22 protein-coding genes are annotated in these 24,275 nt (G+C 52.8%); 7 read left to right on the top strand and 15 right to left on the bottom strand.

What is annotated here, in order from left to right; all coding sequences use genetic code 11:
• Position 1: 1 nt before the first annotated feature.
• Positions 2-817, bottom strand: a complete 816-nt coding sequence (locus QZV31_RS03580) for a basic amino acid ABC transporter substrate-binding protein (protein WP_295358187.1) — start codon at positions 815-817, stop codon at positions 2-4.
• Positions 818-870: 53 nt separating this feature from the next.
• Positions 871-1,659, bottom strand: a complete 789-nt coding sequence (locus tag QZV31_RS03575) for a basic amino acid ABC transporter substrate-binding protein (protein ID WP_295358184.1) — start codon at positions 1,657-1,659, stop codon at positions 871-873.
• A gap of 636 nt (positions 1,660-2,295) precedes the next feature.
• Between QZV31_RS03575 and QZV31_RS03570 the strand changes: the two genes are divergently transcribed.
• Positions 2,296-3,036 (top strand): HD domain-containing phosphohydrolase, encoded by a 741-nt coding sequence (locus tag QZV31_RS03570; protein ID WP_295358182.1) that lies wholly within the window; start codon positions 2,296-2,298, stop codon positions 3,034-3,036.
• 146 nt (positions 3,037-3,182) lie between these two features.
• Here the strand turns inward: QZV31_RS03570 and QZV31_RS03565 are convergent, their stop codons facing one another.
• Positions 3,183-4,310, bottom strand: coding sequence for a CaiB/BaiF CoA-transferase family protein (locus QZV31_RS03565; RefSeq protein ID WP_295358179.1), 1,128 nt, complete (start codon positions 4,308-4,310; stop codon positions 3,183-3,185).
• 170 nt (positions 4,311-4,480) lie between these two features.
• Here QZV31_RS03565 and QZV31_RS03560 point away from each other — a divergent pair, with 170 nt between their 5' ends.
• A complete protein-coding gene (locus QZV31_RS03560; RefSeq protein WP_295358177.1) occupies positions 4,481-4,957 on the top strand; it encodes a YbaK/EbsC family protein in 477 nt (158 codons plus the stop codon).
• Between the two features lie 235 nt (positions 4,958-5,192).
• On the opposite strand, the gene QZV31_RS03555 is transcribed toward QZV31_RS03560, so the two are convergent.
• From QZV31_RS03555 to QZV31_RS03530, 6 genes are all read right to left on the bottom strand, one after another.
• Entirely contained in the window at positions 5,193-6,668 is a 1,476-nt protein-coding gene (locus QZV31_RS03555) for a tripartite tricarboxylate transporter permease (protein ID WP_295358174.1), read from the bottom strand.
• Between the two features lie 10 nt (positions 6,669-6,678).
• Complete coding sequence (locus QZV31_RS03550) at positions 6,679-7,149, bottom strand: tripartite tricarboxylate transporter TctB family protein (RefSeq protein ID WP_093729207.1); 471 nt, start codon at positions 7,147-7,149, stop codon at positions 6,679-6,681.
• A 102-nt stretch (positions 7,150-7,251) separates the two neighbouring features.
• Entirely contained in the window at positions 7,252-8,214 is a 963-nt protein-coding gene (locus QZV31_RS03545) for a tripartite tricarboxylate transporter substrate binding protein (RefSeq protein ID WP_093729208.1), read from the bottom strand.
• A 63-nt stretch (positions 8,215-8,277) separates the two neighbouring features.
• Complete coding sequence (locus QZV31_RS03540) at positions 8,278-9,429, bottom strand: sialidase family protein (RefSeq protein ID WP_295358167.1); 1,152 nt, start codon at positions 9,427-9,429, stop codon at positions 8,278-8,280.
• A 211-nt stretch (positions 9,430-9,640) separates the two neighbouring features.
• A complete protein-coding gene (gene serC, locus QZV31_RS03535) occupies positions 9,641-10,732 on the bottom strand; it encodes a 3-phosphoserine/phosphohydroxythreonine transaminase (protein WP_366508681.1) in 1,092 nt (363 codons plus the stop codon).
• A gap of 26 nt (positions 10,733-10,758) precedes the next feature.
• Entirely contained in the window at positions 10,759-12,012 is a 1,254-nt protein-coding gene (locus QZV31_RS03530) for a DUF1015 family protein (RefSeq protein ID WP_295358161.1), read from the bottom strand.
• 417 nt (positions 12,013-12,429) lie between these two features.
• Between QZV31_RS03530 and QZV31_RS03525 the strand changes: the two genes are divergently transcribed.
• Positions 12,430-13,125, top strand: coding sequence for an AzlC family ABC transporter permease (locus QZV31_RS03525; RefSeq protein WP_295358158.1), 696 nt, complete (start codon positions 12,430-12,432; stop codon positions 13,123-13,125).
• 71 nt (positions 13,126-13,196) lie between these two features.
• A complete protein-coding gene (locus QZV31_RS03520) occupies positions 13,197-13,526 on the top strand; it encodes an AzlD domain-containing protein (RefSeq protein ID WP_295358155.1) in 330 nt (109 codons plus the stop codon).
• Between the two features lie 55 nt (positions 13,527-13,581).
• Here QZV31_RS03520 and QZV31_RS03515 read toward each other — a convergent pair whose 3' ends face one another.
• Positions 13,582-13,824: a hypothetical protein gene (locus QZV31_RS03515; RefSeq protein WP_295358152.1), complete on the bottom strand. Its 243-nt coding sequence runs from the start codon at positions 13,822-13,824 to the stop codon at positions 13,582-13,584.
• A gap of 237 nt (positions 13,825-14,061) precedes the next feature.
• The gene (locus tag QZV31_RS03510) at positions 14,062-14,184 is read right to left on the bottom strand and encodes a hypothetical protein (RefSeq protein ID WP_295358149.1); all 123 of its coding nucleotides are present in this window, start codon (positions 14,182-14,184) and stop codon (positions 14,062-14,064) included.
• Between the two features lie 49 nt (positions 14,185-14,233).
• Between QZV31_RS03510 and QZV31_RS03505 the strand changes: the two genes are divergently transcribed.
• Entirely contained in the window at positions 14,234-15,505 is a 1,272-nt protein-coding gene (locus tag QZV31_RS03505; RefSeq protein WP_295358146.1) for a serine hydrolase domain-containing protein, read from the top strand.
• Between the two features lie 78 nt (positions 15,506-15,583).
• Here the strand turns inward: QZV31_RS03505 and QZV31_RS03500 are convergent, their stop codons facing one another.
• On the bottom strand, positions 15,584-17,551 hold the full coding sequence (locus tag QZV31_RS03500) for an HAD-IC family P-type ATPase (protein ID WP_295358143.1): 1,968 nt from the start codon (positions 17,549-17,551) through the stop codon (positions 15,584-15,586).
• 285 nt (positions 17,552-17,836) lie between these two features.
• Between QZV31_RS03500 and amrA the strand changes: the two genes are divergently transcribed.
• A complete protein-coding gene (gene amrA / locus QZV31_RS03495) occupies positions 17,837-19,228 on the top strand; it encodes an AmmeMemoRadiSam system protein A (RefSeq protein WP_295358140.1) in 1,392 nt (463 codons plus the stop codon).
• Between the two features lie 239 nt (positions 19,229-19,467).
• Positions 19,468-20,295, top strand: coding sequence for an AmmeMemoRadiSam system radical SAM enzyme (gene amrS / locus QZV31_RS03490; protein WP_295358137.1), 828 nt, complete (start codon positions 19,468-19,470; stop codon positions 20,293-20,295).
• A gap of 4 nt (positions 20,296-20,299) precedes the next feature.
• Here the strand turns inward: amrS and QZV31_RS03485 are convergent, their stop codons facing one another.
• The 3 genes from QZV31_RS03485 to QZV31_RS03475 form a co-directional block, all read right to left on the bottom strand.
• Entirely contained in the window at positions 20,300-22,201 is a 1,902-nt protein-coding gene (locus tag QZV31_RS03485; protein ID WP_295358134.1) for a fructose-1,6-bisphosphatase, read from the bottom strand.
• Positions 22,202-22,260: 59 nt separating this feature from the next.
• On the bottom strand, positions 22,261-22,698 hold the full coding sequence (locus tag QZV31_RS03480) for a hypothetical protein (RefSeq protein ID WP_295358133.1): 438 nt from the start codon (positions 22,696-22,698) through the stop codon (positions 22,261-22,263).
• A 209-nt stretch (positions 22,699-22,907) separates the two neighbouring features.
• The gene (locus QZV31_RS03475) at positions 22,908-24,092 is read right to left on the bottom strand and encodes an MFS transporter (RefSeq protein ID WP_295358131.1); all 1,185 of its coding nucleotides are present in this window, start codon (positions 24,090-24,092) and stop codon (positions 22,908-22,910) included.
• Positions 24,093-24,275: the final 183 nt, after the last annotated feature.

Below are 24,275 nucleotides of genomic sequence, written 5' to 3'. Positions count from 1 at the left end.
ATTATTTTGCAGGTTTGCTGCCAAACCATTTTTCATACAGCTTGTCATAGGTTCCGTTCTTCTTCAGGGTATCCAGCGCCTTGTCCACTTCCTTGGCCAGTTCCGGTTTCTTCTTGGAAATTACGATGCCGTAATCTTCCGCCGTCAGAGGCTCGCCGGCCAGCTTGGCATATTCGCTGCCGCCGTTCTTCAGGAAGTACTGCAATACGGGCAGGTCGCTGACAACGGCGTCCGCGCCTTTGTTCTTCAGTTCCATGCAGGCCAGGTCGCTGGTATTGAAGGTCTTAACAACAGCGCCCTTGCTTTTCAGTTTTTCCGCATACATAGCGCCGGTGGTACCCATCTGCACCGCAATGGTCTTGCCTTTCAGGTCCTCAAATTTCTTTACGTCATTCACTTCCTTGCGTACCACAAAAGCCAAACCGGACTTGTAATAGGGCTGCGAGAAAATAACCTGCTGTTTCCGTTCTTCCGTAATGCTGAAGCCTGCGATGGACACATCCAGGTTGCCGGCGTTGATCGCCGGAATCAGCGCATCAAAGCCCATGTTTCTGATCGTGCATTTCTTGTATCCCATTTCCTTGGCGATAGCGCGGATCAGATCCATATCGAAACCGGTAAACTCTTTGGAATCCTTTTCCGGGAATTCAAAGGGCGCAAAGGACGGTTCCGTGCCTACGATCAGTTCCTCTTTCGCAGCGGGCGCCGGAGCTGCTGCTTTCTTGTCGTCAGCCTTTTTATCCCCGCCGCCGCAGCCGGCTGCCAGGATCCCCAGGGCCAATACCAGGATACTCAATAATACGGTTAACTTCTTCATCTTTCTTCCCCTCCAGAATGATTTTTAATATTTTCCGCTGTTCAGCGTGGAGTTCACTTTTCCCCTTTTCCAAACCATTTTTCATACAGTTTATCATAGGTTCCGTTTCTTTTCAAATTATCCAGTGCCTTATCCATGGCTTTTTGCATGTCCGGCTTCTTTTTTCCCATCAGGATACCGTATTCTTCTACGGTCAGCGGATTGCCTGCCAAACTGGCGAAGGCACTGCCGCCATTTTTCAGGAAATACTGCAATACCGGCAGATCGCACACCACCGCGTCCGCCTTTCCGTTCTTCAGCTCCGTAAAGGCCTGCTCGTTGGAGGCAAAGGCTTTGATCACGGCGCCCTTTTCTTCCAGCTGGCGGGCATACACTTCGCCGGTGGTTTCTTTCTGCACCGCGATGGTCTTTGCCTTCAGATCCTCGAAGGTTTTTACATCGGTTATCCCTTTCCTCACGATAAACGCAAGACCGGATTTATAATAAGGCTGGGTAAACAGAACGACCCGCTTGCGGGTATCATTGATGGTCACGGCGGAAATGGCAACATCAGCTTTACCCGAATTCACAGCCGGGATCAGTGCGTCAAAATCCATATTCACCACGGTGCACTTTTTGAAACCGATCTCCTGCGCAACGGCCTGGATCAACTCCACATCAAAGCCGGTCAGCTTTCCGGTTTTTTCATCCGTAAACTCAAAAGGCGCAAACGCCGCTTCCGTACCAACGACCAGTTCGTCCTTCAAAACCGCCTTATACTCGTTCTTCTCGTTTTTACTGCCGCCGCAGCCGACGGTCACCAGCAAAACCAGAAAGATCAAAACAGCCAGTAGTTTTTTCATGCAATATTGCCTCCGGGACCACTGTTTCATGTTGGGAAAAATCTGTTCCTGAAATAAAAACGCCCCGGCTGACCTGGTTTTCGCCCCCACACCCGCCTGCTGGAAGGTTCGCTCCTAAGCATCCGCTCCCCACTACTGCTTCTCTCGTAAAAAGAATGACCGGCCCATGCCGCCGTTACGCCGACATGTCCTTCCTTCCCTACGGCAGGACTTACTTCTAAGCTGCACCGTGCTCACAGTACTTATACTGCTTACGTGGATCGTTTCGCCTGCAACTGGCATCGACTTTCAACCACAGACCCGGATTGTTTTTATTCATTTAATATAGCACACCGCATTGAATATTTCAAGCATTTTACAGCACGATTGCAAGGTCTTTCCATCAGGTGTTTAATTGTTAACACAACGGAGCGCGTATGGCGAACCTGTTTTTGGCAAATTTATGTTTGTCTTGACGTTTACCCCCAAAGCCACTATACTATAATCACACATAAAAAATCGAAACCATGACCGGATCCGTTCCGGTTATATTTATCTGGCAGAAAAACTACGAGAACGCCGGTTTCACGGGCTTGCGCGCGTACCGGACAACGAAACCGCGGTTCTCTCCAATACATGAAGTACGGACGTGATATTATGCTTTCAATTCCTCAGTATCTCGATTTCGCCTTCACAGGGAAAACAAAAGAGATTTGCAGCTTTTTTTTAGAACTTTTACAACGGAAGAACGGGGCCCTTTACCTCCATTCGCAACAGGTTGCCAATTATGCGGCCAGCGTGGCCGCCAAGCTGGGACTCTCCCGCAAGGAGATCGGCATCATCCGGACAGCGGCACTGATGCATGACATCGGTCTGTTAAGCGTTCCCAACAGCATATTGAATAAATTCCCCTATCTGAGCACCCGGGAAATGGCCCAGTACAAACGCCACTGTATTGCCGGCTGCAGCATGCTGGAAAACATGGAGGAATTCTCCGGCGTCATCGACCTGATTCGCAGCCACCACGAAAAGTGGGACGGCACGGGGTATCCCAAACGGCTGAAGGGCGTGAACATCCCTTTGGGCGCGCGGATCATCAGTGTGGCGGATTATTATGACAGTGTGATCAACCCCTGCTCGGCCCAGTGGCAGAAAAGCCATCAGGAAGCGCTGCAGGAACTGTTAAGCGCGATGGGGACTTCCTTTGATCCGGAAATTGTCAAGGCATTTGTTGAAGCAATCGCCCCGGGCAATACCATAAAGGCCCTGCCTGTTTACAGTAAGAAAGGCAAAAAGGGAAAAGTGAAAACGGCCGCCGCCGTTTTGGCTTCTGCTGCGACAAAAACGGCTGAGACCGAAAAAATAGCGGAGACCGGTGAAGCCAAAGAATACGCATAAAACACAACAGATAAAAACACAGCAGGTTACGGATTCTGTTCCGCAGCCTGCTGTTTGTTTTTTGCTGTTGTTTTGGGAGACATTGACGCAGTCAGTCACAAAAAGCACCGGTCAGCGTGCAGACGAATGAATCAGCGTCTCCTTTACTATTTGACAAGTTCGTTCAGCACTTCTTCCGTATGTTCCCCTAACCGGGGCGCCCGCCGGTAAAAGGCGCAGGGTGTTTTGGAAAACTTGGGAACAAACCCCATGGTCTTATAATTCCCCAGCTCCGCATCTTCGATTTCCAGCACCATCTCATCCGCCTTTGCCTGCTCCGTAGCCAGGGCCTCGTCATAATTCAGCACGGGAGCCAGACAGGCATCCGATCCTTTTGCCAGTTCTATCCACTCTTTCAGCGGTTTTTCCGCAAACGAAGCCGCCAGTTCATGCTTGATATAGACATGTTTGTCCTCATCTCGAATCAGCGGGATCAAATCCGGCCGTTCCAGCAGATTGCACAGGTTTGTCCAGAATTTTTCTTCCAGACAGCCCACGCTCACATACCTTCCGTCTTCGGTCTGATAAATATTATAGTTGGGATAAGCGCCGCTCAGCCAGTTGTTGCCCCGCATATTGACAAACCCGTTTCCGAAATAGGTTGCGCTGACGCCCGGCACCAGGGCCAGACAGGTATCGAACAGGGAAATGCTGATCTCCTGCCCTTCCCCCGTTTTTTCCGCATGGTGCAGCGCCGCCAGGATGGACATGCCCGCCATGGCCGAAGCCTGCATATCCGCAATCAGTATGCCGGGAATAGCCGGGCTGCCGTAACGCTTTCCGCTTAAAGAAACCAGTCCGGCCAGACTCTGGTACCCGATATCGTGGTCCGCCTGTTTTACCAGCGGCCCCTTCGTACCGTAACCGGTGATGGCACAATAGACGATTTTCGGATTGATCTTACGCACGGTTTCAAAATCGATTCCCAGTTTTTTCATTACGCCGGGCCGGAAGCTTTCCACCACCACGTCGGCGGTCTTTGCCAGTTCCATAAACACAGCTTTGTCTTCTTCCTGTTTTAAATCCATGGCCACGCTTCGTTTATTGCGGTTCACTTCCATGAACCAGCAGGCAAAATCACCCCGGCGGGGCACAAAATCCCGGGCGTAGTCCCCTTTTACCGGTTCTTCGATTTTGATTACATCCGCGCCCATATCGGCAAACATGCGGGTACAGAAGGGTCCGGGCAACAGCCGGGATAAGTCGAGTATTCTGACGTCCTGTAAGGGTCCCATGGTTTCACTCCTTTTGCTTACACCTACATACTACTGATTTTGTTTTCTATTCTTATTTTAATCGGTTACGCAAAAGTTGACAAGTGCAACAGAAAAACGTAAACTGGAAGAAACACTGTTTACGGAATTCTAATGTTTACGGAATACTAAAATGTAAAGGGGTCGCTATCATGTCTGTGGAACGCGCCAGAAAGTTTCTGTCCCAGTTCGGTATGGAAGATAAAATCATAACATTTAAGGAGTCCAGCGCTACGGTGGAGCTGGCCGCCAAGGCTGCCGGAACGGAGCCGGCCCGCATCGCCAAAACGCTTTCCTTTGCAGGGAAAGAGCATCCTGTTTTAATTGTAACTGCCGGGGATACAAAAATCGATAATGCCAGATTCAAGCACTTTTTCGGCATGAAAGCCCACATGCTTCCCTTTGCCGAAGTGGAAGAACAGATCGGTCACGCGCCCGGCGGCGTCTGCCCCTTCGGCGTGAACGAAGGCGTCAAAGTGTATCTGGATATTTCCATGAAGCGGTTTCCTACCATGTTCCCTGCCGCAGGCGAAGAAAACAACGCCATTGAGCTGACACCGGAAGAGCTGGAAAAATACACCGTCAACGAGGGCTGGGTAGACCTTTGCAAGGGCTGGCAGGATAACTGAGACAGCAGATAACCGACGTATCAGCGATCCATTCGTGTACAGGGAAGCGGCTCGATATCGGCGATTCGTTCGTGTACATGCCTGTCGCGTACATGTCTGTTATCAGTTGAACCCGTTTCATACGGCCAAATGAATTGAAAATTAAAACCGTAATGTTTTGGAATGCGTCTTTCCTTAAATCTGCACTCCGGGCATTACGGTTTTTCTGTTTTGGTTTTCCTTCTGGTTCTTCTGTTCAGCTTTTCTTTTTCATGAAAAAGGGTGCAAGCAGGGAGATGGCAGCGGCTGCCAGGAAGAACAGGCAGATAGGTCTTGTGAAGAAGATGGCGGGATTACCGTCGCTCATGATCAGGGAGCCTACAAAATTCTGCTCTGCCATACCGCCTAAGATGATGCCGATGATGATGGCGCTCATGGAAAACTTCAGCTTGTTTAAAAAATATCCGATGAACCCGCTGGCCACCATCACATACACATCCGTCATGGAATTCCCGTAGCTGTAAGTCCCCACAAAGGTCATCAGCATAATGATGGGAAGCAGGATCTCATTCGGCACGTTGGTCAGTTTTACAAAGAGACGGATCAGCGAATAGCCCATGCAGGCCATGATGATATTGGCCAGCAGCAGGCCGATAAAGATCGCATATACGTCCGGCGCTTTCTCAATGAACAGCAGCGGCCCCGGCTGCAGGCCCTGTACCATCAGCGCCCCCATCATGATGGCGGTGGCCCCGTCCCCGGGAATGCCCAGGGTCAGCACCGGGATAAACGCCCCGCCGCTGACAGCATTGTTCCCGGCCTCCGGCGCGGCTACGCCTTCCGGTTCCCCGTGTCCGAAGTTTTCGCTGTGTTTGCTCCACCGCTTGGCCTGGTCGTAAGACACAAAGCTGGCAATATCCCCGCCGGTTCCGGGGATACAGCCGATAAACGTACCGATGGCGCTGCTGCGCAGCATGGTCACAAAGCAGCGTTTCAAATCTGCCATGGACGGCAGCACCTTATGAATGGTCACGTGCTGCTTAAGCTGTGATTTCTGCCAGCAGTCCTCCACACTCTGCAGCATCTGCGCCAACGCAAACACGCCGATCAGGATCGGGATAAAGCTGACGCCGCCCAACAGGTAGGTGGTATCTAATGTAAAACGGATGGCGCCGCTCATGGCGTCAATGCCCACCGTGGCCAGGAACAGGCCGATGATACCGCCCATGATTCCTTTCAGCACGTTGCCGCTGGATACACTGGTGATAATGGACAGCCCGAATACCGCCAGCGCAAAATATTCCGGTTTGGAAAACTGCAGGGAAATTTTAGCCAGAAGAGGCGCGCAGATAATCAGGCAGATCGTACTGAAGATGCCGCCAAAGGCGCTGGCCGTAGTGGAAAGTCCCAAAGCCCGGCCCGGCTGACGCAGTTCCACGGCCATGGGATAGCCGTCCAGGGTCGTAGCCACACTGGCAGGGGTGCCCGGCGTCTTCAGCAGGATCGCACTGATGCTTCCCCCGTAAATCGCGCCGCAGTAGATGCCCAACAGCATCAATATGCCCGCCATCCCTTTAAAGGCAAAGGCCAGGGGCAGCAGCAGCGCCAGTCCCATGTTCACGGAAAGGCCCGGCATGGCGCCGAACATAATGCCCACGCCTACGCCAAAAATCAGACACACAAAATTAAACGGTTCTGCAATAAGTCCTAATGCTGTAATAATGTCCGCCATCGTCCCCCTCCTATTCTAAAAACACAGAGGACGGCAGCGACGTATGCAGAAGCTGTCCGAACACCAGATAAATAAACAATGTCACGCAAAGGGCTGTCAGCAGCATCCGCTTTTTGTCACGGCATTCCAGCCGGTACATAAGGCAGGGGATCAGCAACAGAGCCGCAGGGTAAAACCCGGTGAGATGCACCAACCCGCAAAACGCGGCGATCAGTCCCATCACCACATACACCTGCCGGTTGGCCGCCGTACCCAACGCGATTCGTTCTTCCGCCAGTTCCTGTCGGTGGAAGAGCGTATAAACCGCCAGGACAGCCGCCGCAACGGCCAGGGCCAGACCCAGCAGGAACGGCCAGAACCCCGGTCCCGGCCCCTGCTCCGTCATATCCATGGGAAAACGGGACGAGGCGCCCATCATACAGCCGCCCATGGCCAGCCCTGCAATACACACCACAAAATTGCACCATTTCATGGAAACCATAGGATAACTCTCCTGTCAGAAGAAGCCGTAGCGATATCGAAATACCGCTGCGGCTTTTGTTAAAGGAAGTACGGATCCGTTCTTCCGTACTTCCAATCGGTTTTACTTTTTCAGGAACTTGGCATACATGGCGTCGTCGTCCGCCATCATCTTATCGCAGGCATCGCCCACGATGGCAGTAGGATCGATCCCCTGCTTTTTGAAGTAATCCTTAAATTCTTTGCTGTTGCAGACCTTTTCAGCCGCCTTGCGCAGTACGTCCATCTTTTCCTTCGGCGTTCCTTTCGGTGCTACCAGCGCCGCCCAGGCGCGGATCGCCATAGGATGTCCCAGTTCCTTAAAGGTCGGAACGTTGGGATAGAATTCGCTGCGGGTATCCGCCATCACAGCCAGAATCTTCAGCGTGCCTGCATCGATCTGACTCTTGAACACGCTGGGGTCCGCCAGGGTCGCGTCGATATGTTTGCCCGCCAGGGCAGCCGCAATGTCGGCGCTTCCTTTCGGATAAGGAACGTGTTTAAACTTTACGTCAAATTCCTTTTCAAAGTTCAGCGCGGCAATATGCCAGATGGCGCCGGTACCGGAGTTGCCCATGGAAATCTTGCCGGCATTGTCTTTTGCATATTTTACAAACTCATCCAGGGTATTGTACGGCGCTTCCTTCGTAACGATCAGGGCTGCGGGAGCCGCAATGGGCGCGCACACGGAAACATAATTTTTGTTGGTCACGGTGGCTTTGCCCTGATGAGGGAACATGGCCAGCTCTACCGTCACCATACCTAAGGTATGTCCGTCCGGTTTCGCCTTGGACAGTTCCACCATGCCGGTGATACCGCCGCCGTCCGGTTTATTTACGGGAACAAACTTGCTTCCCTTTAATTCCTTTTGCAGGAACGAGATCAGCCCGCGGGCACTGGTGTCCGTACCGCCGCCCGGCGCTTTCGGAATAATGACAGTAATGTCGCCGTCAGCCGGGTAGGCCGCTTTCTTTTCCGTGCTGCCGCCACAGCCGGCCACACCTAACAACATGGCTGTCAACATCAATAAGGTGATCAGTTTCTTCATAGTTTTTTCTCCTTTTACTTCATTAGAGTATTCTTATTTTATCATATGTTTCGCCTGGCTGCATCATGTATGTTCCCGGATCCTGAACTTACGGCACTGGGCAATCTCACGCCAGGTCAGAAACGCCACGGCAATGTTCTCCCGGTTGTATGTGTAAGACACCCACAACCCGTTAAAGGCGTACGTTAAGGACGGATAACTGAATTCGCCCTTCCCTTTTTCTAGCCGCAGGAACATTTCCCAGCGGCTGCCGTCTTCCCGGCCCATGAACAGGGCCAGCGGCGTGCGGGCGCCCCAGTTGCCCCGCACCGGATTGCAGGCCAGAAACAGCCGGCCCCCCGGCACACGGATCACATCAAATCCGCTGTTGTTATTGTACAGTTCCGTAGGCTGCGGGTCTGTCCAATGCTTCCCCTCATCTTCCGAAACACTGCTGTAAATATAGCCTTCCGTGCTGCGCATATACATGTGCAGCCGTCCCATTTCCTGCCAGATGACCGGCTGGATGACGCCGCGTCCGTTAAAGCTCTGGGCGCTGAGAGGCGGCAGCTCGGAAACAGCGACCGGTTCTGCCTGCCCGTGCTCCCCGGCTTCCGGCAAATTAAGCGCCAGCAGGTTCAGCCCCAGTAACGCGGTACGGTTCCAGGTGATTCCGTAATTATCGCTGTAATCACAGAAGCACTGCCACTCGCCCCGCTCAATGCTCCCCCCCGCGCAGATACGCCCGGAAGGAAGGAGGATGGGTTTTGTCCGCACCGGCCCGCGCCCTCCGGTGGCGTCACCCGGTACCAGCGGACGGGGATGACCCCAATATACCGGGTCCGTCCGGCTCAGCATGACCATGGTCTTCCAGTCCGCAATTTTATTCCCGGTTTTGAAAAACAGCAGCACATGTTCGTGCTGGACCAGCAGCACCGGGTTCCAGCAGGCTTCCGGCATGTTCGTGATGCAGACCGGTTCCGTCCAGTCGCAGGATACCTCCAACGTTTCCTGCACACGACCGTCATGGATATGCTCCCGGCCGCTATCCGGCTTTTTCTCTTTCACCGCAGTATAACGGGGCCTGCCTACCGAGAAATAAATTTCCGTATCCGCCGCGCCTTCCCGGCTGCCGCCGAACCAGACACACAGCAGAGAGCCGTTTGGCAGCGCCGTCAGACAGCTGCCGTGGCACATGGGTGTGGGCAGTGTTTTGCATATCAGTTGTTTAAACAAAAAAGGTCACACCTTTCCTTGTTCATTGTTATTCTTATTTTACCATTTCATCTAAAAATTCGCAAAAAAATACGGGGCTTCGGAATAAAACCAAAGCCCCGGTTCACAAACTCAGGTATTAGCCAGGCAGTCCGTCTGCGCCTTTGACGGAAACGGTTGCCCGTAAGAAACAGGCAGTCGCTCCGTTTAAACACGGACCGCAAACGGTTCGTTATTTGTTTTTCTGATAGAATTCTTCCATGAACTGCGCCAGCGCTTCACAGCCTGCCAACGGCATGGCGTTGTAAATGGAAGCGCGGATACCGCCTACGCTGCGGTGTCCTTTCAGTCCGCCCAGCCCGCGCTGTTTCCCTTCCTCCACAAATTTTGCTTCCAGTTCTTTGGAAGGCAGGTTGAAGGTCACGTTCATGATGGAACGGCTGGCCTTTTCCGCCCGGCCTTTATAAAATTCCGGATACTTGTCCAGCAGCGCATACAACAAAGCCGCTTTTTTCCGGTTCACGGTTTCCATAGCCGCCAGGCCGCCCTGTTTCTTCAGCCACTTTGCCACCTTACCTACGATGTAGATGGCAAATACCGGCGGCGTGTTGTACAGGGAATCCTTATTCAGTATGGTCTCATAGTTCATCATGACGGGCAGCTTTTTGTCGCGGCCTGCCACGTAATCTTTCTTCGCAATGATCAGCACCACGCCGGCGGGCCCGATATTCTTCTGTGCTCCGCTGTAAATTAGGGAGAACTTCTCTACCGGGAAAGGACGGGACAGAATTTCCGAAGACATATCTGCGATCAGGGGCACGTCTCCCGTTTCCGGATAGGCAAAATACTCCGTGCCTTCAATGGTATTGTTGCCGGTAATGTGCAGGTATGCGCAGTTTTCGGGCAGCTTCACTTCTTCCGGACGGGGCACCCGGTCGTAGCCCCGGTCTTTGGAGCTGAACACTTTCACCGCCTTGCCCACTTTTTCCGCTTCTTCAAACGCTTTATCGGAGAAAGAACCGGTGTCGGAATACGCCGCCGTCATCCCTTCTTTCAAAAAGTTGCAGGGCACGCAGCTGAACTGCAGGCTGCCGCCGCCGCCCATAAAGAAGATGCCGTAATCGTCCGACAGATTCAGCAGGTCCTTAATATCCTGTTTGGTCTCTTCCAGCACTTTTTCAAAGGCAGGGCTGCGATGGCTGATTTCCAGGATGGACATCCCGGTATTGTTAAAATCCAGCAGTTCCGCCTGTACTTCTTCCAACACTTCCAGAGGCAGGGCCGCAGGGCCCGCGTTAAAATTGAATATCCGGCTCACGTTGATTACTCCTTTTCACAAAATTATATAAATTACTGCAAATCTTCCAGCAAGTGCACCACCATGCCGTCTCGTAATTTGGGTTCAAACCAGGTGGACTTAGGCGGCATGATCTGGCCCGCGTCCGCAACGGACATGACTTCCTGCATCAGGGTGGGGTACATGGAGAAGGCCACGGCAAATTTGCCGCTGTCCACCTTACGTTCCAGTTCCTCCAGGCCCCGGATGCCGCCCACAAAACCAATGCGGTCATCCGTGCGGGGGTCGCCGATTTTCAGGACAGGCGCCAGCAGATTGTTTTGCAGAATGGAAACATCCAATGCGGCAATGGTATCCTTCGGGTCAAAGGTGCCCTCTTTGGCTTTCAGTTCATACCAGCGTCCCGCCAGATACATGCCGAAGGTATGGCGTTTCTCCGGATGATACGCTTTCCGCACAGGCTTAATCTGGAACTTCTCTTCCACGGCCCGCATGAACGTGATTTCACTGTAACCGGCCAAATCGGCTACAACACGGTTGTAGTCCAGTATCTCCATCATGTTGTCGGGGAAGATGACGGCCTGGAAGTATTCATATTCTGCATTTGCATCCTTTGCGCCCGCTTCCTTTTCCCTTTGGTCCGCCACGCGCATGGCTCCGGCGCAGCGATGATGGCCGTCCGCAATGTAAAACGCGGGCACCGCCTCAAAGAGACGGATGATCTCCCGGATCTGCACCGGGTCGTCTACCACATACAGGGTATTGCGCACGCCGTCTTCGGCGATAAAGTTGATGACCGGTTCCCGCTCCGCCATCAGCTTCAGGATGTATGAGCTGATTTCCGGACGCTGTCGGTAGGTCAGGAACACCGGACCTGTCTGGGCTTTTGTCACGGTAATGTGACGTACCCGGTCCTGCTCCTTTTCCGTGCGGGTCAGTTCGTGCCGACGGATGGTGCCGTTGCGGTATTCTTCCACCGCTGCCGTTGCCACCAGTCCGATCTGGATATGCTGGTTCATCCGCTGCCGGTAAATATAAAAGCAGGGCGTCTTATCCTGTTTCATTTTGCCGCTGGTAACATAGCTGACCAGATTTTCCCTGGCCTTTGCGTAGACTTCATCACTGTAGGGGTCTGTACCTTCGGGCAGCGTGGCTTCCGATTTGGTTACTGTTAAAAAACTGAATGGATCCGCCGCGATTTTTGCGCGGGCTTCTTCCGTGTCCATTACGTCATAGGGCAGCGATGCGATTTTCGCAGCCAGTTCCGATTCCGGTCTCAATCCTCTGAAAGGTCTTACCGTTGCCATAGAAAAACCTCCTGTATAAAAACTATAAACACTGTTCTCAGGAAAAGCATTCGCAAAACCGTGCATGATTGCTATTCCACGGACTCACTCGCCTGTGGCTTCGAAACTCGGGGCTACGCCCCTCAGACAGTCTCGCCACGACGGCTCATTTCGTCTCACGGAATGACGCAATCATTCCCGATGTTTTGCTCATTTCTTTTCCTGAATTGTAGTTCATTATTATTTCAGCTAATATCTAATTATAGTAGTAAAAAGAAACGAATGTCAATATATGTTGTACATCTTTCACAATTATGCTATGCTTTTTCACAAATACAGGAGACAAATCCATTTTTATTTTCTGTCTGTAATTGCAGAAAACGGGAACTCGCTATATAATAATTAAGTATTACAGTTTGCAAAAGGACGGTTTTTACCTTGCATTTTAATAAGAAAGTGATTCAGCGGGCCATGCCGATCTATATCGGGTATTTGTTTCTGGGGCTGGCCTGCGGTATTTTGGGACAGCAGGCGCATATCGCTCCTGTCGAAGCGTTCATCATGAGCATTTTGGCTTACTCGGGCAGCGGGCAGTTTATCTGCATCGCCATGCTGATGGATAACGCATCCCTGTTTTCCATTCTGGTTACCAATTTTATGGTAAGCCTGCGGTACATGTTCTTTTCCACAGCCATGTACCCGCATATTAAAGATTGCTCTCTTCCTTATTCTGTTATCTTCGCCCAGAATATTACCGACGAGACCTTCGCGGTAAACCTGGACAGCTTTAGTAAAGATAAGGACTGGGATCCGCAGCAAGGGCTGGCGTTGGGTTTTTCTCCCTGCCTGGTCTGGGCCAGCGCCAACTTTATCGGCTGCACGGCGGCAGCCTGGCTGAATCCTCCAACGGAACTGGTTTCCTACATTCTGGTTGCCATGTTCTTAGGTATCTGGAGCGGTTACCTGCATGATACGGTGTTGCTGATTGCCGGACTCCTGGGCGGCATTCTTTCGGTACTGCTTTCCTTTGTGGTACCCTTTAAGCTGCACATCGTACTGGCCACGCTGATTGTGTCTGTCATTGCCTGCTGGCTGGAAGTAAAACGTTCGAAAAAAGAAGAAGCGAATTCCTGATCATAAGCAAAGCAGCCTCTTTGCTTACACAAACAAATGCCGGAAAATAACCGGCAGACTGGAGAATCCAAATGGACAATGAATCCTTATATATATACGGCGCCACCCTGATGATGGTGATCGGCACTTTTTCCTGCCGGGAGCTTCCCCTGCTGTTGCTGCGGGGCCGCAAGCTGTCTGACTGGTTCAACATCTGGCTGAAGTACATCCCTACCGCCATTTTCGGCGCGCTGATTTTCCCCGACATTTTCCTGAAAGATAATGCGCTGAACTTTTCCCTGCAGAACTACGGTCTGTGGGCTACCGTCTGCGCTTTCCCCATCGTTTATAAGACGCAGTCACTGCCGGTGGCTCTTGTGGCGGGAACGGTTTTCTTCTGCATTTTTAAATACGTAATTTAAGGAAACACTGATTAATTCGTCTGTACGCTGACCGGTCTTATTGCGCTGTTGCAATCTATGCTGTTGCAGTCAATACGAAAGCTCCCTCTTTCCTTCTGGTGTATGTGGAGGATTTTATGAATTTCACTTTAAAAACACAAATCGGAACAATCGCCATTGTACTGATTTCTTCTTTTTTTACATCTGCAGTAACTGCAGCCCCTGCCGCGCCGGCCATACGCACCCCGGGCAAACCTGCGGCACAGCCTGCTCCTGCTATTTCCCGGGAAACACCTCCCCCGGCAACCACTGCAACCACTGAACCCGCACCTCAGCCTGCAGTCTCTGCTCCGACTGCCAAAACGGAACCTGCCGTTGCAGCGCCGCCTCAAACGGTACAGCCGGCTCAGCCTGCAACACCACCTCAAACAGCGCAGCCGGCTGCAGTGCCGACACAAACATCGCGGTCGGAAACCACGACAGACAATCCTGTTCAGCCCAAAACCCAACCAGTCTCCGTCAATCCTGCAAAAACACAAAGCGCTCCGGTCGCAAATCAATCAACGATTTCCGATAAACCCACAGTTACGAGTACGCCAGCCGTAACAAATTCACCGGCCGTCACAACAACTCCGACTACTAATACCAAAACCGGTACCACCCCCGACGCAAAGGCCAAAAAGGAACCTTCCAAACCCTTCGCAACACAAAAACAAAGTGCCGCGGTTGTGCCAGGCCATCCTTTCCGCATCCAGAACAAAGCGGAAAACTACAACTCCCTGCTGTCCAAAACTGCGACGCGAAAACTAGATGCCGCTTTAGCGGACATGATCGGAGGCTACGGGGAAAAAGTGCCGGGGCTGGCGGTCATCGTGTACAAAAACGGCAAGGAAGTGTACCGCAACATGATGGGCAATCGTTTCCTCAGTCCCCGAAAGAAGAACTGGAACCTGCCCGTTACGTCAGACAGCCGATTCCGTGTGGCTTCCATTTCCAAAGTTTTCACCGCAACCGGTTACATGCAGCTGGTGGAAGAAGGCAAAATCAATCTGGACGAAGACGTGAGCCGTTACCTTGGTTTTACCCTGCGGAACCCGGGCTATCCCCACAAGCCGATCACATCCCGGATGCTGCTGTCCCACACTTCGTCTATCCGGGACTACCCTACGCCCTATGTCCCGTTTAAGAGCAACGTCAAATCCTTTTTTACTTCGGCGGACTGCTGGACAAGAAGCAAAGCCCCCGGCTCGTATTTCAGCTATTGCAACCTGAACTTCGTACTGCTGGCTACCATTATGGAAAAAGTGTCCGGCCAGCGTTTCGACAAATACATCACAAAGAAAGTGCTGAAACCGCTGGATATCAAAGGCAGCTTCAATCTGCGGGACTTTTCCGATTCCGATTTGCAGAAGATGGGAACCTTATACCGCAAGACAAAAGGAGAGTCCGGCCGCTATTACGCACAGATTGACGACCGTCCCATCGATCTGCCAAGCGCTTCTATGCTTTCCAGTTACCGTCCCGGAACCAACGCCGGCATCTTTTCCCCGCAGGGAGGGCTGCGTATCTCCCCGGAAGAACTGGGCCACATGCTGGAGATGCTGCTGAACCGGGGTAAATACAAAGGGAGAGAAATCCTGAAACCCGCTACGGTTCAGCTGATGGAAAAACCGGTGTGGAATTACACACCGGCACAGCCAAATGGTGACATAGATAATGATGCGATTGAAAGCTACGGCCTGGCACTGCAGTATTTCAGCGGCAGCGGTTCCACCAAACCAACCCCCAACCGGCCTGACTTTGACCTGGTCGGGCATCTGGGAGAAGCTTACGGTTTCATCGGCGGCCTGATGTGGCAGCCCGGCACAAAGAACGGCTTTATCTTTTTGCAGAACGGCTTCGCCACCGACTACAAACATAACAAAGGACGCTACAGCCGCAACTACCGCTGGGAAGAGAACTTCATGAAAGCCATTATTGAAAACGTATTCCCCAAATAAAACCTAAAAGGAGCTGCCACTGCGCGCAACGTTTCAAACGTTCGCTGCAGGTTGGCAGCTCCTTTTTTCCTGTACTTTTTATATCTTCATCTTTTTCAGCTTCCACGTGTTATTTGCCACCAATGCCGCCGCCGCAATGGTTGCCACAAGCAGCATCCAGGGCTGCAGCAGGGGGCCGCCCAACAAGTACGCGATCCCAAGAGCAAAGGGCAGCAGCAACAGGTTGCAGATACAGACGATACGCACATTCGTTTTTATGATTTCCACACAGGCGCGGCTCAGTGTAAAGGTAGCCGCCACATTCCGCAGGTCGTTGTCGGTCAGCACCACCTGGGCCGCTTTCCATACGGTTTTGGTGCCGCTGCCTACGGCAAAGCCGAAGTCCGCGCATTCCAGCGCCGGGGCATCGTTATCCCCGTCGCCTACCACGGCCACCACTTCGCCGCCTTTGCGGAAGGTCTGCACCAGCTGCGCCTTATGGGTGGGCAGCAAGCCTGCGGCCACCCGTTCCGCCCCGGACAATCTGGCCAGATACAACCCGGCCCGTTTGTTATCTGCGGTCATCACAGACGTGACAATGTTCATCTCTTTTAACCGGCGCATGGCTTCCGGCGTTTCTTTCCGCAGTTCATCGGAAAAGCCGAAAATGGCATACAGGGTACGCCCCACTGTCAGGTACCACACGGTCTTGCCCACGTCGGACATCTGTTCCACGTATCCGTTGGCCTCCGCCGGAATCCGGGCATAGCGCTTTACATATTCCAGGGAACCCAGCCGGATATTTTCCTTAAAGCAGCGGGCGCTGTGCCACCCTTCCGGCGTAGACTGAACTTCTGTCACCAATGGCAGTTTACACCCTTCCGCCGCATCCCGGACCGCTTCCGCTTCCGGCAGGTCGCTGTCCTGCAGCATAGCCGATGCCAGACTCAGCAGCCCGGACTCATTTCCGTTGTTGAAAACATGGATATCCGTCAGTACCGGGCGCCCGATCGTCAGCGTTCCGGTTTTGTCGAAAATAATCAATGACGTTTCGCCTGCGTCGCCTAACACGGTTCCGTCCCGGAGCAGGATGTTCTTCTCCGCCGCTTTCTGCACCGACGTAAAGGCAGCTACGCTGATGGCAGGCAGCAACAATACCGGACAGCCACAGACAAAAATGGACACGGCAATCTGCCAGATGGGGAAGGCTGCCTTTCCGGTAAAGAAAAAGCTGAGACAGGCGACGATAGACAGCAGGATGGAACCGCTCACCAGCCACATGGAGGGGAGATCCAAAAACTGCGGCAGGGAGGCCTTGCACCAGCGGTCCAGATAAACGCTGCCCAGCGCTGCCGTCACGCACAACCCAATATAGGAAAGAAACAGCGGCGGCAGATTCCAGTAGTGCTGCCCCAGTACCAGGTGGCAGGCAGTATATACACCGCCGCACACGGCAGCAACCGTGCTGATGAGCAGCAGCACTTCCGCTGAAGGAATGCGCTCCCGCAGATCCTGCAGCGCCTGCTGATAAAACTGGCGTCCCGCATAAAGGATGGGGCCTACCAATTCCAGCTGCAACAGCCCCCGCAAATTGACCGTCTCATATTTTCCGGGCAGATCAACCAGGCTGCCCCGGATACCGGCAGATACCAGAAACGGCGCCAGTTCTGTCCAGATTGATACCAGTAATAGCGGAGCCAGAAACAGCAGCGCCAGTTTCAACCGGGAAACCTGCCCGGCTACCGAACGGCCTTTCCGTTTCGGGCGCTGCCTGCGTTTCGGCTGGGGCGTTGCGTCCTGTTCCGCAGCGTTGATGGATGCAGTATCCACTTCCTGCACAGCGGGAACCGATTGCGCTTCTTCCTGCACATCTGTTTGTGCTGCTGTTTCTTCACGCTTCGCGTTACCATTCGAACTGCCTTTTACAGCCTCAACCGCGTTTTCCGTTTTTGCCGCGTCCGTGTTTTCTGCATTTATCGTATTCTCTGCATTTGTCGTGTTTTCTTCTTTTATCGTATTCAAGTTTTTATTATTCACTTCATTCTCTATTACGTTTTCTGATTTCATGTACTTCCTTGCTCCGAATGATTCTTACTTATGGAAACGGTGATTAATCACCATCTCCTCAAATCCATTCTATACTTATCTTAACAAGGCAGCCTTTTCTTGTCAATTTTAAAGATGCCATACTGCATATTTTGCTGTATAATAATAATCAGGATAAATCGTTACGCCATTAGGGAGTGTAACTTTGTTACATGCGTGTGTACGAACAATAAAAATCGGAACCCGGCCTGACAGGCAACCCGTTCCATCTATTGAGTAACGGTATGGCAGAAAGGAGTTTTCACCATGGCAATTCTCGGCGCAGTACAGGTCCCCCATCCGCCCCTCATCCTTCCCGAAGTGGGCCACGGGGAAGAAAAACGAATCCAGTCCACCATCGACGCATTTGAAAGGGCTGCAAAATTCATAGTGGACCTGCAACCGGACACGGTCATCGTCTCCAGTCCGCATTCCATTTTGTACTCCGATTACTTCCATATTTCACCGGGGCCTTCCGCCAAAGGCAGCATGGCCCAGTTCGGCGCGCCCCAGGTCAAGTTTACCGTTGTCTATGACGAAGAGCTGGTTCGCGCGGTTGATGCTGCGGCAAAACAGGCTGGCATCCCGGCCGGCACCCTGGGCAACCGGCAGCCGGAACTGGATCACGGAACCATGGTGCCCCTGTATTTTCTCGCAAAATACTGCAAAACCTGCAAAATCGTGCGGCTGGCTCTCTCCGGTTTTTCCCTGAAAGAGCATTACCGGGTTGGCATGCTCATTGCGGAAACGGCGGAAAAGCTGGGCCGAAAGATTGCCTGGATCGCCAGCGGCGACCTGTCCCATAAGCTCACCAGAAGCGGCCCTTACGGCTATAACGCCGCCGGCCCCGAATACGACAAAAAGATTATGGACGTAATGGGAAGCGGAAATTTTGCCGAGCTGTTTTCCTTTAAAGATACGTTTCTGGAAGAAGCTGCCGAATGCGGTCACCGCTCTTTCGTTTTAATGGCCGGCGCCCTGGACGGACTGGCAGTAAAAGCGGAAAAGCTGAGCTACGAAGGACCTTTTGGTGTAGGCTACGGCGTCACCCTGTTCACCCCAACCGGGGCAGACGAAAGCCGTCACTTCCTGAGCGCCTACGACACCATCCGGGGCAGGATGAAGGCAGAACGGCTTGCCAAAGAAGACGACTATGTGAAGCTGGCACGGGAAGTCATCGAGCATTACGTGAAAAGCAAAGGCGATTACCTGCGTTCCCCGCAGCATATTATCCCGGAGATGACGGCGCAGAAGGCCGGCGTGTTTGTTTCGCTAAAGATCCGCGGCGCATTGCGGGGGTGCATCGGCACCATCGGCCCCATGTACGACAACGTGGCGGAAGAAATCCGGCACAACGCCATTTCCGCCTGCAGCCGCGATCCCCGTTTCACCCCGGTGCTGCCTGATGAACTGGAAGAACTGGAATACAGCGTGGACGTGCTGGGACCCATGGAACCCATCAGCTCGCCGGCCCAGCTGGACGTAAAACGTTACGGCGTGCTGGTGACCAAAGGCAGCCGCAGCGGGTTGCTGCTGCCCAACCTGCCCGGCGTGGATACCATTGAGCAGCAAGTCGATATCGCCAAACAGAAAGCCGGCATCCGTCCGGAAGAAAGCGGATGTGAACTGAAGCGCTTTGAAGTGATACGGCATTTCTAAATTCTGGCAATATAGCGAAGCGTCCTGCAGGTACCGCCTTCACATTGTGACCCTAACGCTTCGGTGCCTGACCGTTCGCTGCGCCGTTGGCGCACGGCGATGACGACTGCCGCCTATGTCAGCAGCCTGACATTAAGAATAGTTTTTCTTTGTCTTCCTCGCGCCCTCCGGGAACGGGTCACTGCGTTCAGGCGGTACCTGCAGGACTTTACCAGTGTACCATACAAGGAGTAACGATCATGTCATATACTTGTCCCTACTGTCACCATCACTGCACGCTGCAGGAAGGCAAAACCGGGTTCTGCCGCGTCCGCACACTGCAGGACGGAAAGAATGTCTGCGGCAACTACGGTTTCCTGACTTCGCTGGCGCTGGACCCGATTGAGAAGAAGCCCCTGAACCGGTTTTATCCCGGTACGACGATTTTGTCTTTAGGCAGTTACGGCTGCAATTTGCGCTGCCCTTTCTGCCAGAATTTTTCCATTTCCCAATACGGGCGGGACGCCTTCCAGCCCGTTATTGCCAGGCCGGAACAGATTGCAGCCAAAGCGCTGGAACTGAAAAACCGGAACAACATCGGCGTGGCATTTACGTACAATGAGCCGCTGTTAAGCTGGGAATTTATCCGTGACACCGGCGAACTGGTTCACCGCAACGGGCAGAAAAACGTAGTGGTCACCAATGGGAACTTTTCTGTGGAAATCGCCAAAAGTCTGGCAGGTATCGTGGACGCATACAACATTGACCTGAAAGGCTTCACCCCGGAATGGTACAAAACGCTGGGCGGCGACCTGGAAATGGTAAAAGCTTTCATTACGGAAGCATGCAAAACCGCCTACGTGGAACTGACAACGCTGATCGTACCCAAAGAGAATGACAGCCCGGAAGAAATGGAAGCCATCGCCCAATGGATCGCCGGACTTTCACCGGACATTCCGTTGCACGTAAGCAAGTTCTTCCCCCGTTGGAACATGGTGGACAGAAACGAAACGCCTGCCGCCCGGGTGTACCGGCTGGCAGACGTAGCGCGCAACTATTTAAAATACGTTTATACGGGGAACTGTTAATTCCCTATTTTTTCTCCATAATCATTCCGTCTCTGTACGCTTCCAGCAGATCCGTCAAATCCGAGATCTGCTGTTTTAAATTCTGTCCGTTGTCCGTGTCGCCGATCATCACCCGCTTGGGCTCCATCTCCACCTGGGTGGTGACAGAATCAATGTCCGCATTGGTAGTGAGCACGTGTTCGATATCCTGGAAGGGATAGTGAGCCTTGATACGGATGCCATGGGAATTAAAGATCAGCGTATAACCGGCGATGCCGGTTGATTTCTGGTAAGCCTTGCAGAAACCGCCGTCAATGCAGATTTCCTTGCCGCCGGCCCGTACCGGGGTATCGCCCTGGGCTACCTTTACCGGCGTATGTCCGTTGATGATGTGGGACTGGGGCGAATCCAGACCGAATTCATGCAGCACCTTTTCACAGATTTCCTTCTTCCGGTGCAGCTTGTAATAGGGATCCTGGGGCTCCGGCCAGGTGCTTTCGTCGTCGATGTAACTGCGTTCAAAGGTCTTGATGGTACGTCCCGTCACCGGGGAATCGGGATGGATCCACAGGAACCAGAAAAAGTCCTGGTCTTCCAGCTTACGCCGCCGGAAGCAGATACGGGCCAGATGATCCACCCAGTCCATGTAGGCACGGCCCTTCAGGGTCTTCCCACGCAGGGTGACAGGGCGGAAAGTGCCGTCTTCGTTCATGGGCAGCCCGCCGTGGAACATCAGGTTTCCGTTCATGACCTTGTACAGGGAACCGTGGCTGAAGAAGAAATCCATATGCTTCTGCAGGGCCTCGCTGTGCAGGAAATCCCACTGCCAGTCTTCGATGATCTTCTCTTCTTCCGGCGAATACTCATAGGGACGGTCCGGATCGTAGGTAGGAAAGTCCGTAGTATTCATTTCATACTGACCGTCCGGTAATGTGGCAATGCCTTTCACCGGATCGATTTTGTCGAACAGCAGCCGGTCTTCCAGTTTGAATTCCGGATGGCGCAGCATGGCCTGCCCTTCCGCCTTGAACAGCATTACATTAATGGCTTTTACCAGTGCGTTCTTGCTTTCGTCTTTTTGATAATTTTCCGCCGCAAAGGTTACAAAGTCGCGCATGCTGATGCCGTAACCGTTTTCCAGGATTTCCCAGTTGTTGTATCGCACGTTGTTACGAATAACGTTGATGATACAGGGTATGCTGCCGGCCGCCGCCCCCATCCAAAGCACATCGTGGTTGCCCCACTGCACGTCCACTGAATGGTGCTGCATCAGCCGGTCCATAATTTTATGGGCGTAAGGACCGCGGTCATAAATGTCGCCCACAATATGCAGATGATCCACCGCCAACCGTTTGATCAGATAGGTCAGCGCATAAATGAAAGAACGGAAGCTGCCGGTCTCCCAGATGGTATCCAGAATTTTGGCATGGTATACATACCGGTTCTGGTCTTCGTCAGGCTGGGCATGGAGCAATTCGTCCAGCACATAACGGAAGTCTTCCGGCATGGCCTTACGCACTTTGGAACGGGTGTACTTGGAAGACAGAAGTCTCGCCAGCCGCAGCAAGCGGCGCAGGGTCGTTTTGGCCCAGGTCTCCGACATCAGCCCCACTTCAACCAGCATATCCAGTTTCTCTTTGGGATAATAAATCAATGTACAAAGGTTCTTGCGGTCCCGGTCATTCATACTCTCGGAAAAAAGCATGTCCACTTTTTCCCGGATGACGCCGGAGCTGTTGTTCAAAATGTGGTAAAAGGCTTCGTACTCCCCGTGCAGGTCGCTCATGAAATGTTCCGTGCCCTTGGGCAGATTGATGATGGCCTGCAGGTTGATGATCTCCGTGACCGTCGCCTCCTGGGTGGGAAACTCCCGCGCCAGCAGTTCCAGATATTTTCTGTGTTCCTCAGTCTGGTTCTTCAATGCCATAATACTTCGACCCACCTTTCACAAAAACGCTTCGCCCCTTATTTACTTGTCTCCCTTATTTACTTGTCTCCGTTCCCGAACGCCGTCACCCGTTTTGCCAGGCGGTCCAATACAGTGCCCGGCTTAATGGGCTGAGGATTATATTTCAGCTTGTCGTACGACTTGATGGTATTAAGGTTTTCGTCCTGCACCGCGCCTTTTTCCATGTACGCGGTGTTATTGTCATAATTGATGCCGTACCTTACGAACACGTAATGCATGCCTTTGCCGAAGGTGTCGTCCACCCAGGTGTAGGTGCACACCCAGACCTTCTTTTCGTTCTTGTCGGGAACTTTTTCCACCGATGTGTAATCAAAAAAGGTTCCCTGAAAATCCGTGGAACTGAGCCACAGCCATTTGCTCTGATCCAGTTTGCAGTAACTGGACACCGGCTCCGCACCGCACACAGACGTAAACAGTGTAATCAGCAACGCACACAAAATAAAAATCTTCTTCATGACCAATCCTCCCTAATCCTTCCTGCACCCAAAAGGCAACTTATATTCTGTACCCTTCTGTACCCGCAACGCTTCCGCATTTTTTCTGCACAAATGCTCCGGCGTTTTTATCTTCCTTTCTTTATTATATCACATCAGATGAAAAAGGAAATACCCTGTCACACACTGCTCCGTTAACCTTGCGTCCCAGTGATCCTTCCGCATACCCTTCACGACCGGGCCCCGATCACCTTATAGCACAGCCCGGCACTGGCCAGCAGCATGGCCGCCGCAATGAAGAACAGGCTGGGAATGCCGAAATGTTCCGCAATAAAACCGCCGAAGATGGCGCCGGAACTCATGCCGATAAACTGGAAGGACTGGTTGATGCCGTACATGCGCCCCAAAAACTCCTGCGGCGCCGCTTCCTTGATCAGATGGTTCACAGAAGGCATCAGACCCGCTACTGCAATGCCGTGAATAAAACGCAGCATCCCCAATTGCCAGGGCGCTGTAACAAAAGCCTGAGGAATGGCCACCACGCAGGCGGTCAGCAGGGAACAGAACAGTACCTTCTGCGTCCCGATCCGGTCGGAGAGCGCCCCCAACCGGGAACTAAACAAAGCGCTGGCAAACCCCGCACTGGAAAAAACCGCCCCAGAAATCAGGGCCACGTGTTCGGATTCCGGCGCCATTCCTTTAATATAAACGGTCAGGATGGGCTCGATGCACATAAGGGAAAACTGAAGTGAAAATGTTGTTACGAAAATCCCATACAGCATGGACGGCCGGGATACGGAACGAAACGCGTCTCTGTTGGAAACTTTGACCGTCGTATTGTCCGCAACCCGCCGGGTCTCGTGAATCCCCATGATGGCCAGACTGCTGAGCAGGCAAAAACCGGCTACCACAAAATACGTGTTCCGGTATCCTACCGTCTCCGCCAGCCAGCCTCCCAGCAACGGCCCGATGAGGGTGCCGCTGATCTGCCCTGTGTAAAAGACACCCAGGGCCCAGCCAGCCCGGTGGGTCGGAGATTCGGATGACACCAGCGGAATGGCAGTCGCCAGAAACCCGCTCAAGGCTCCCTGCAACAGACGCAGTATCACCAGGTGATACACATGCTGGGCCATGCCCATGCCGAAATTGATGACGGCCAGCCAGATGACGGCCCGCAGGCACATGATTTTGCGCCCGTACCGGTCGGACAGCCTGCCCCAGATGGGCGAAAAGACAGCCAGCGTCACAAAGTTCATGGCAAAAATGATGCCTGCCCAGCGGGCCACCTCCCCCTGATCCGTCACTCCCAATGACTGAATATACAGCGGCAGCATGGGAGCCAGCTGGCTCATGCCCACCGACGTGATGAACGCCGCCAAAGTGCAGATATATACGTTACGTTTCCACTGCTCCATACAACATACACTTCCCCCACCGCAACCAGCAATGCAAACCTCTCTTCTCACTATTAATTATAGCACTGCGCCCGGCCTTTGTGTATGCACGACAGCGAATTAATGCAAAATAAACAGCCTCTGCAATCTGAACTGCCAGACTGCAGAGGCTCGTTTTATACAACAAAATCCAAAGCAAATCAC

It is taken from the genome of uncultured Succiniclasticum sp. (assembly GCF_902793885.1).
GTDB lineage: Bacteria > Bacillota > Negativicutes > Acidaminococcales > Acidaminococcaceae > Succiniclasticum.
The sequence above is the reverse complement of the archived record's forward strand: the minus strand, read 5'-3'. Positions and strand labels throughout refer to the sequence as shown.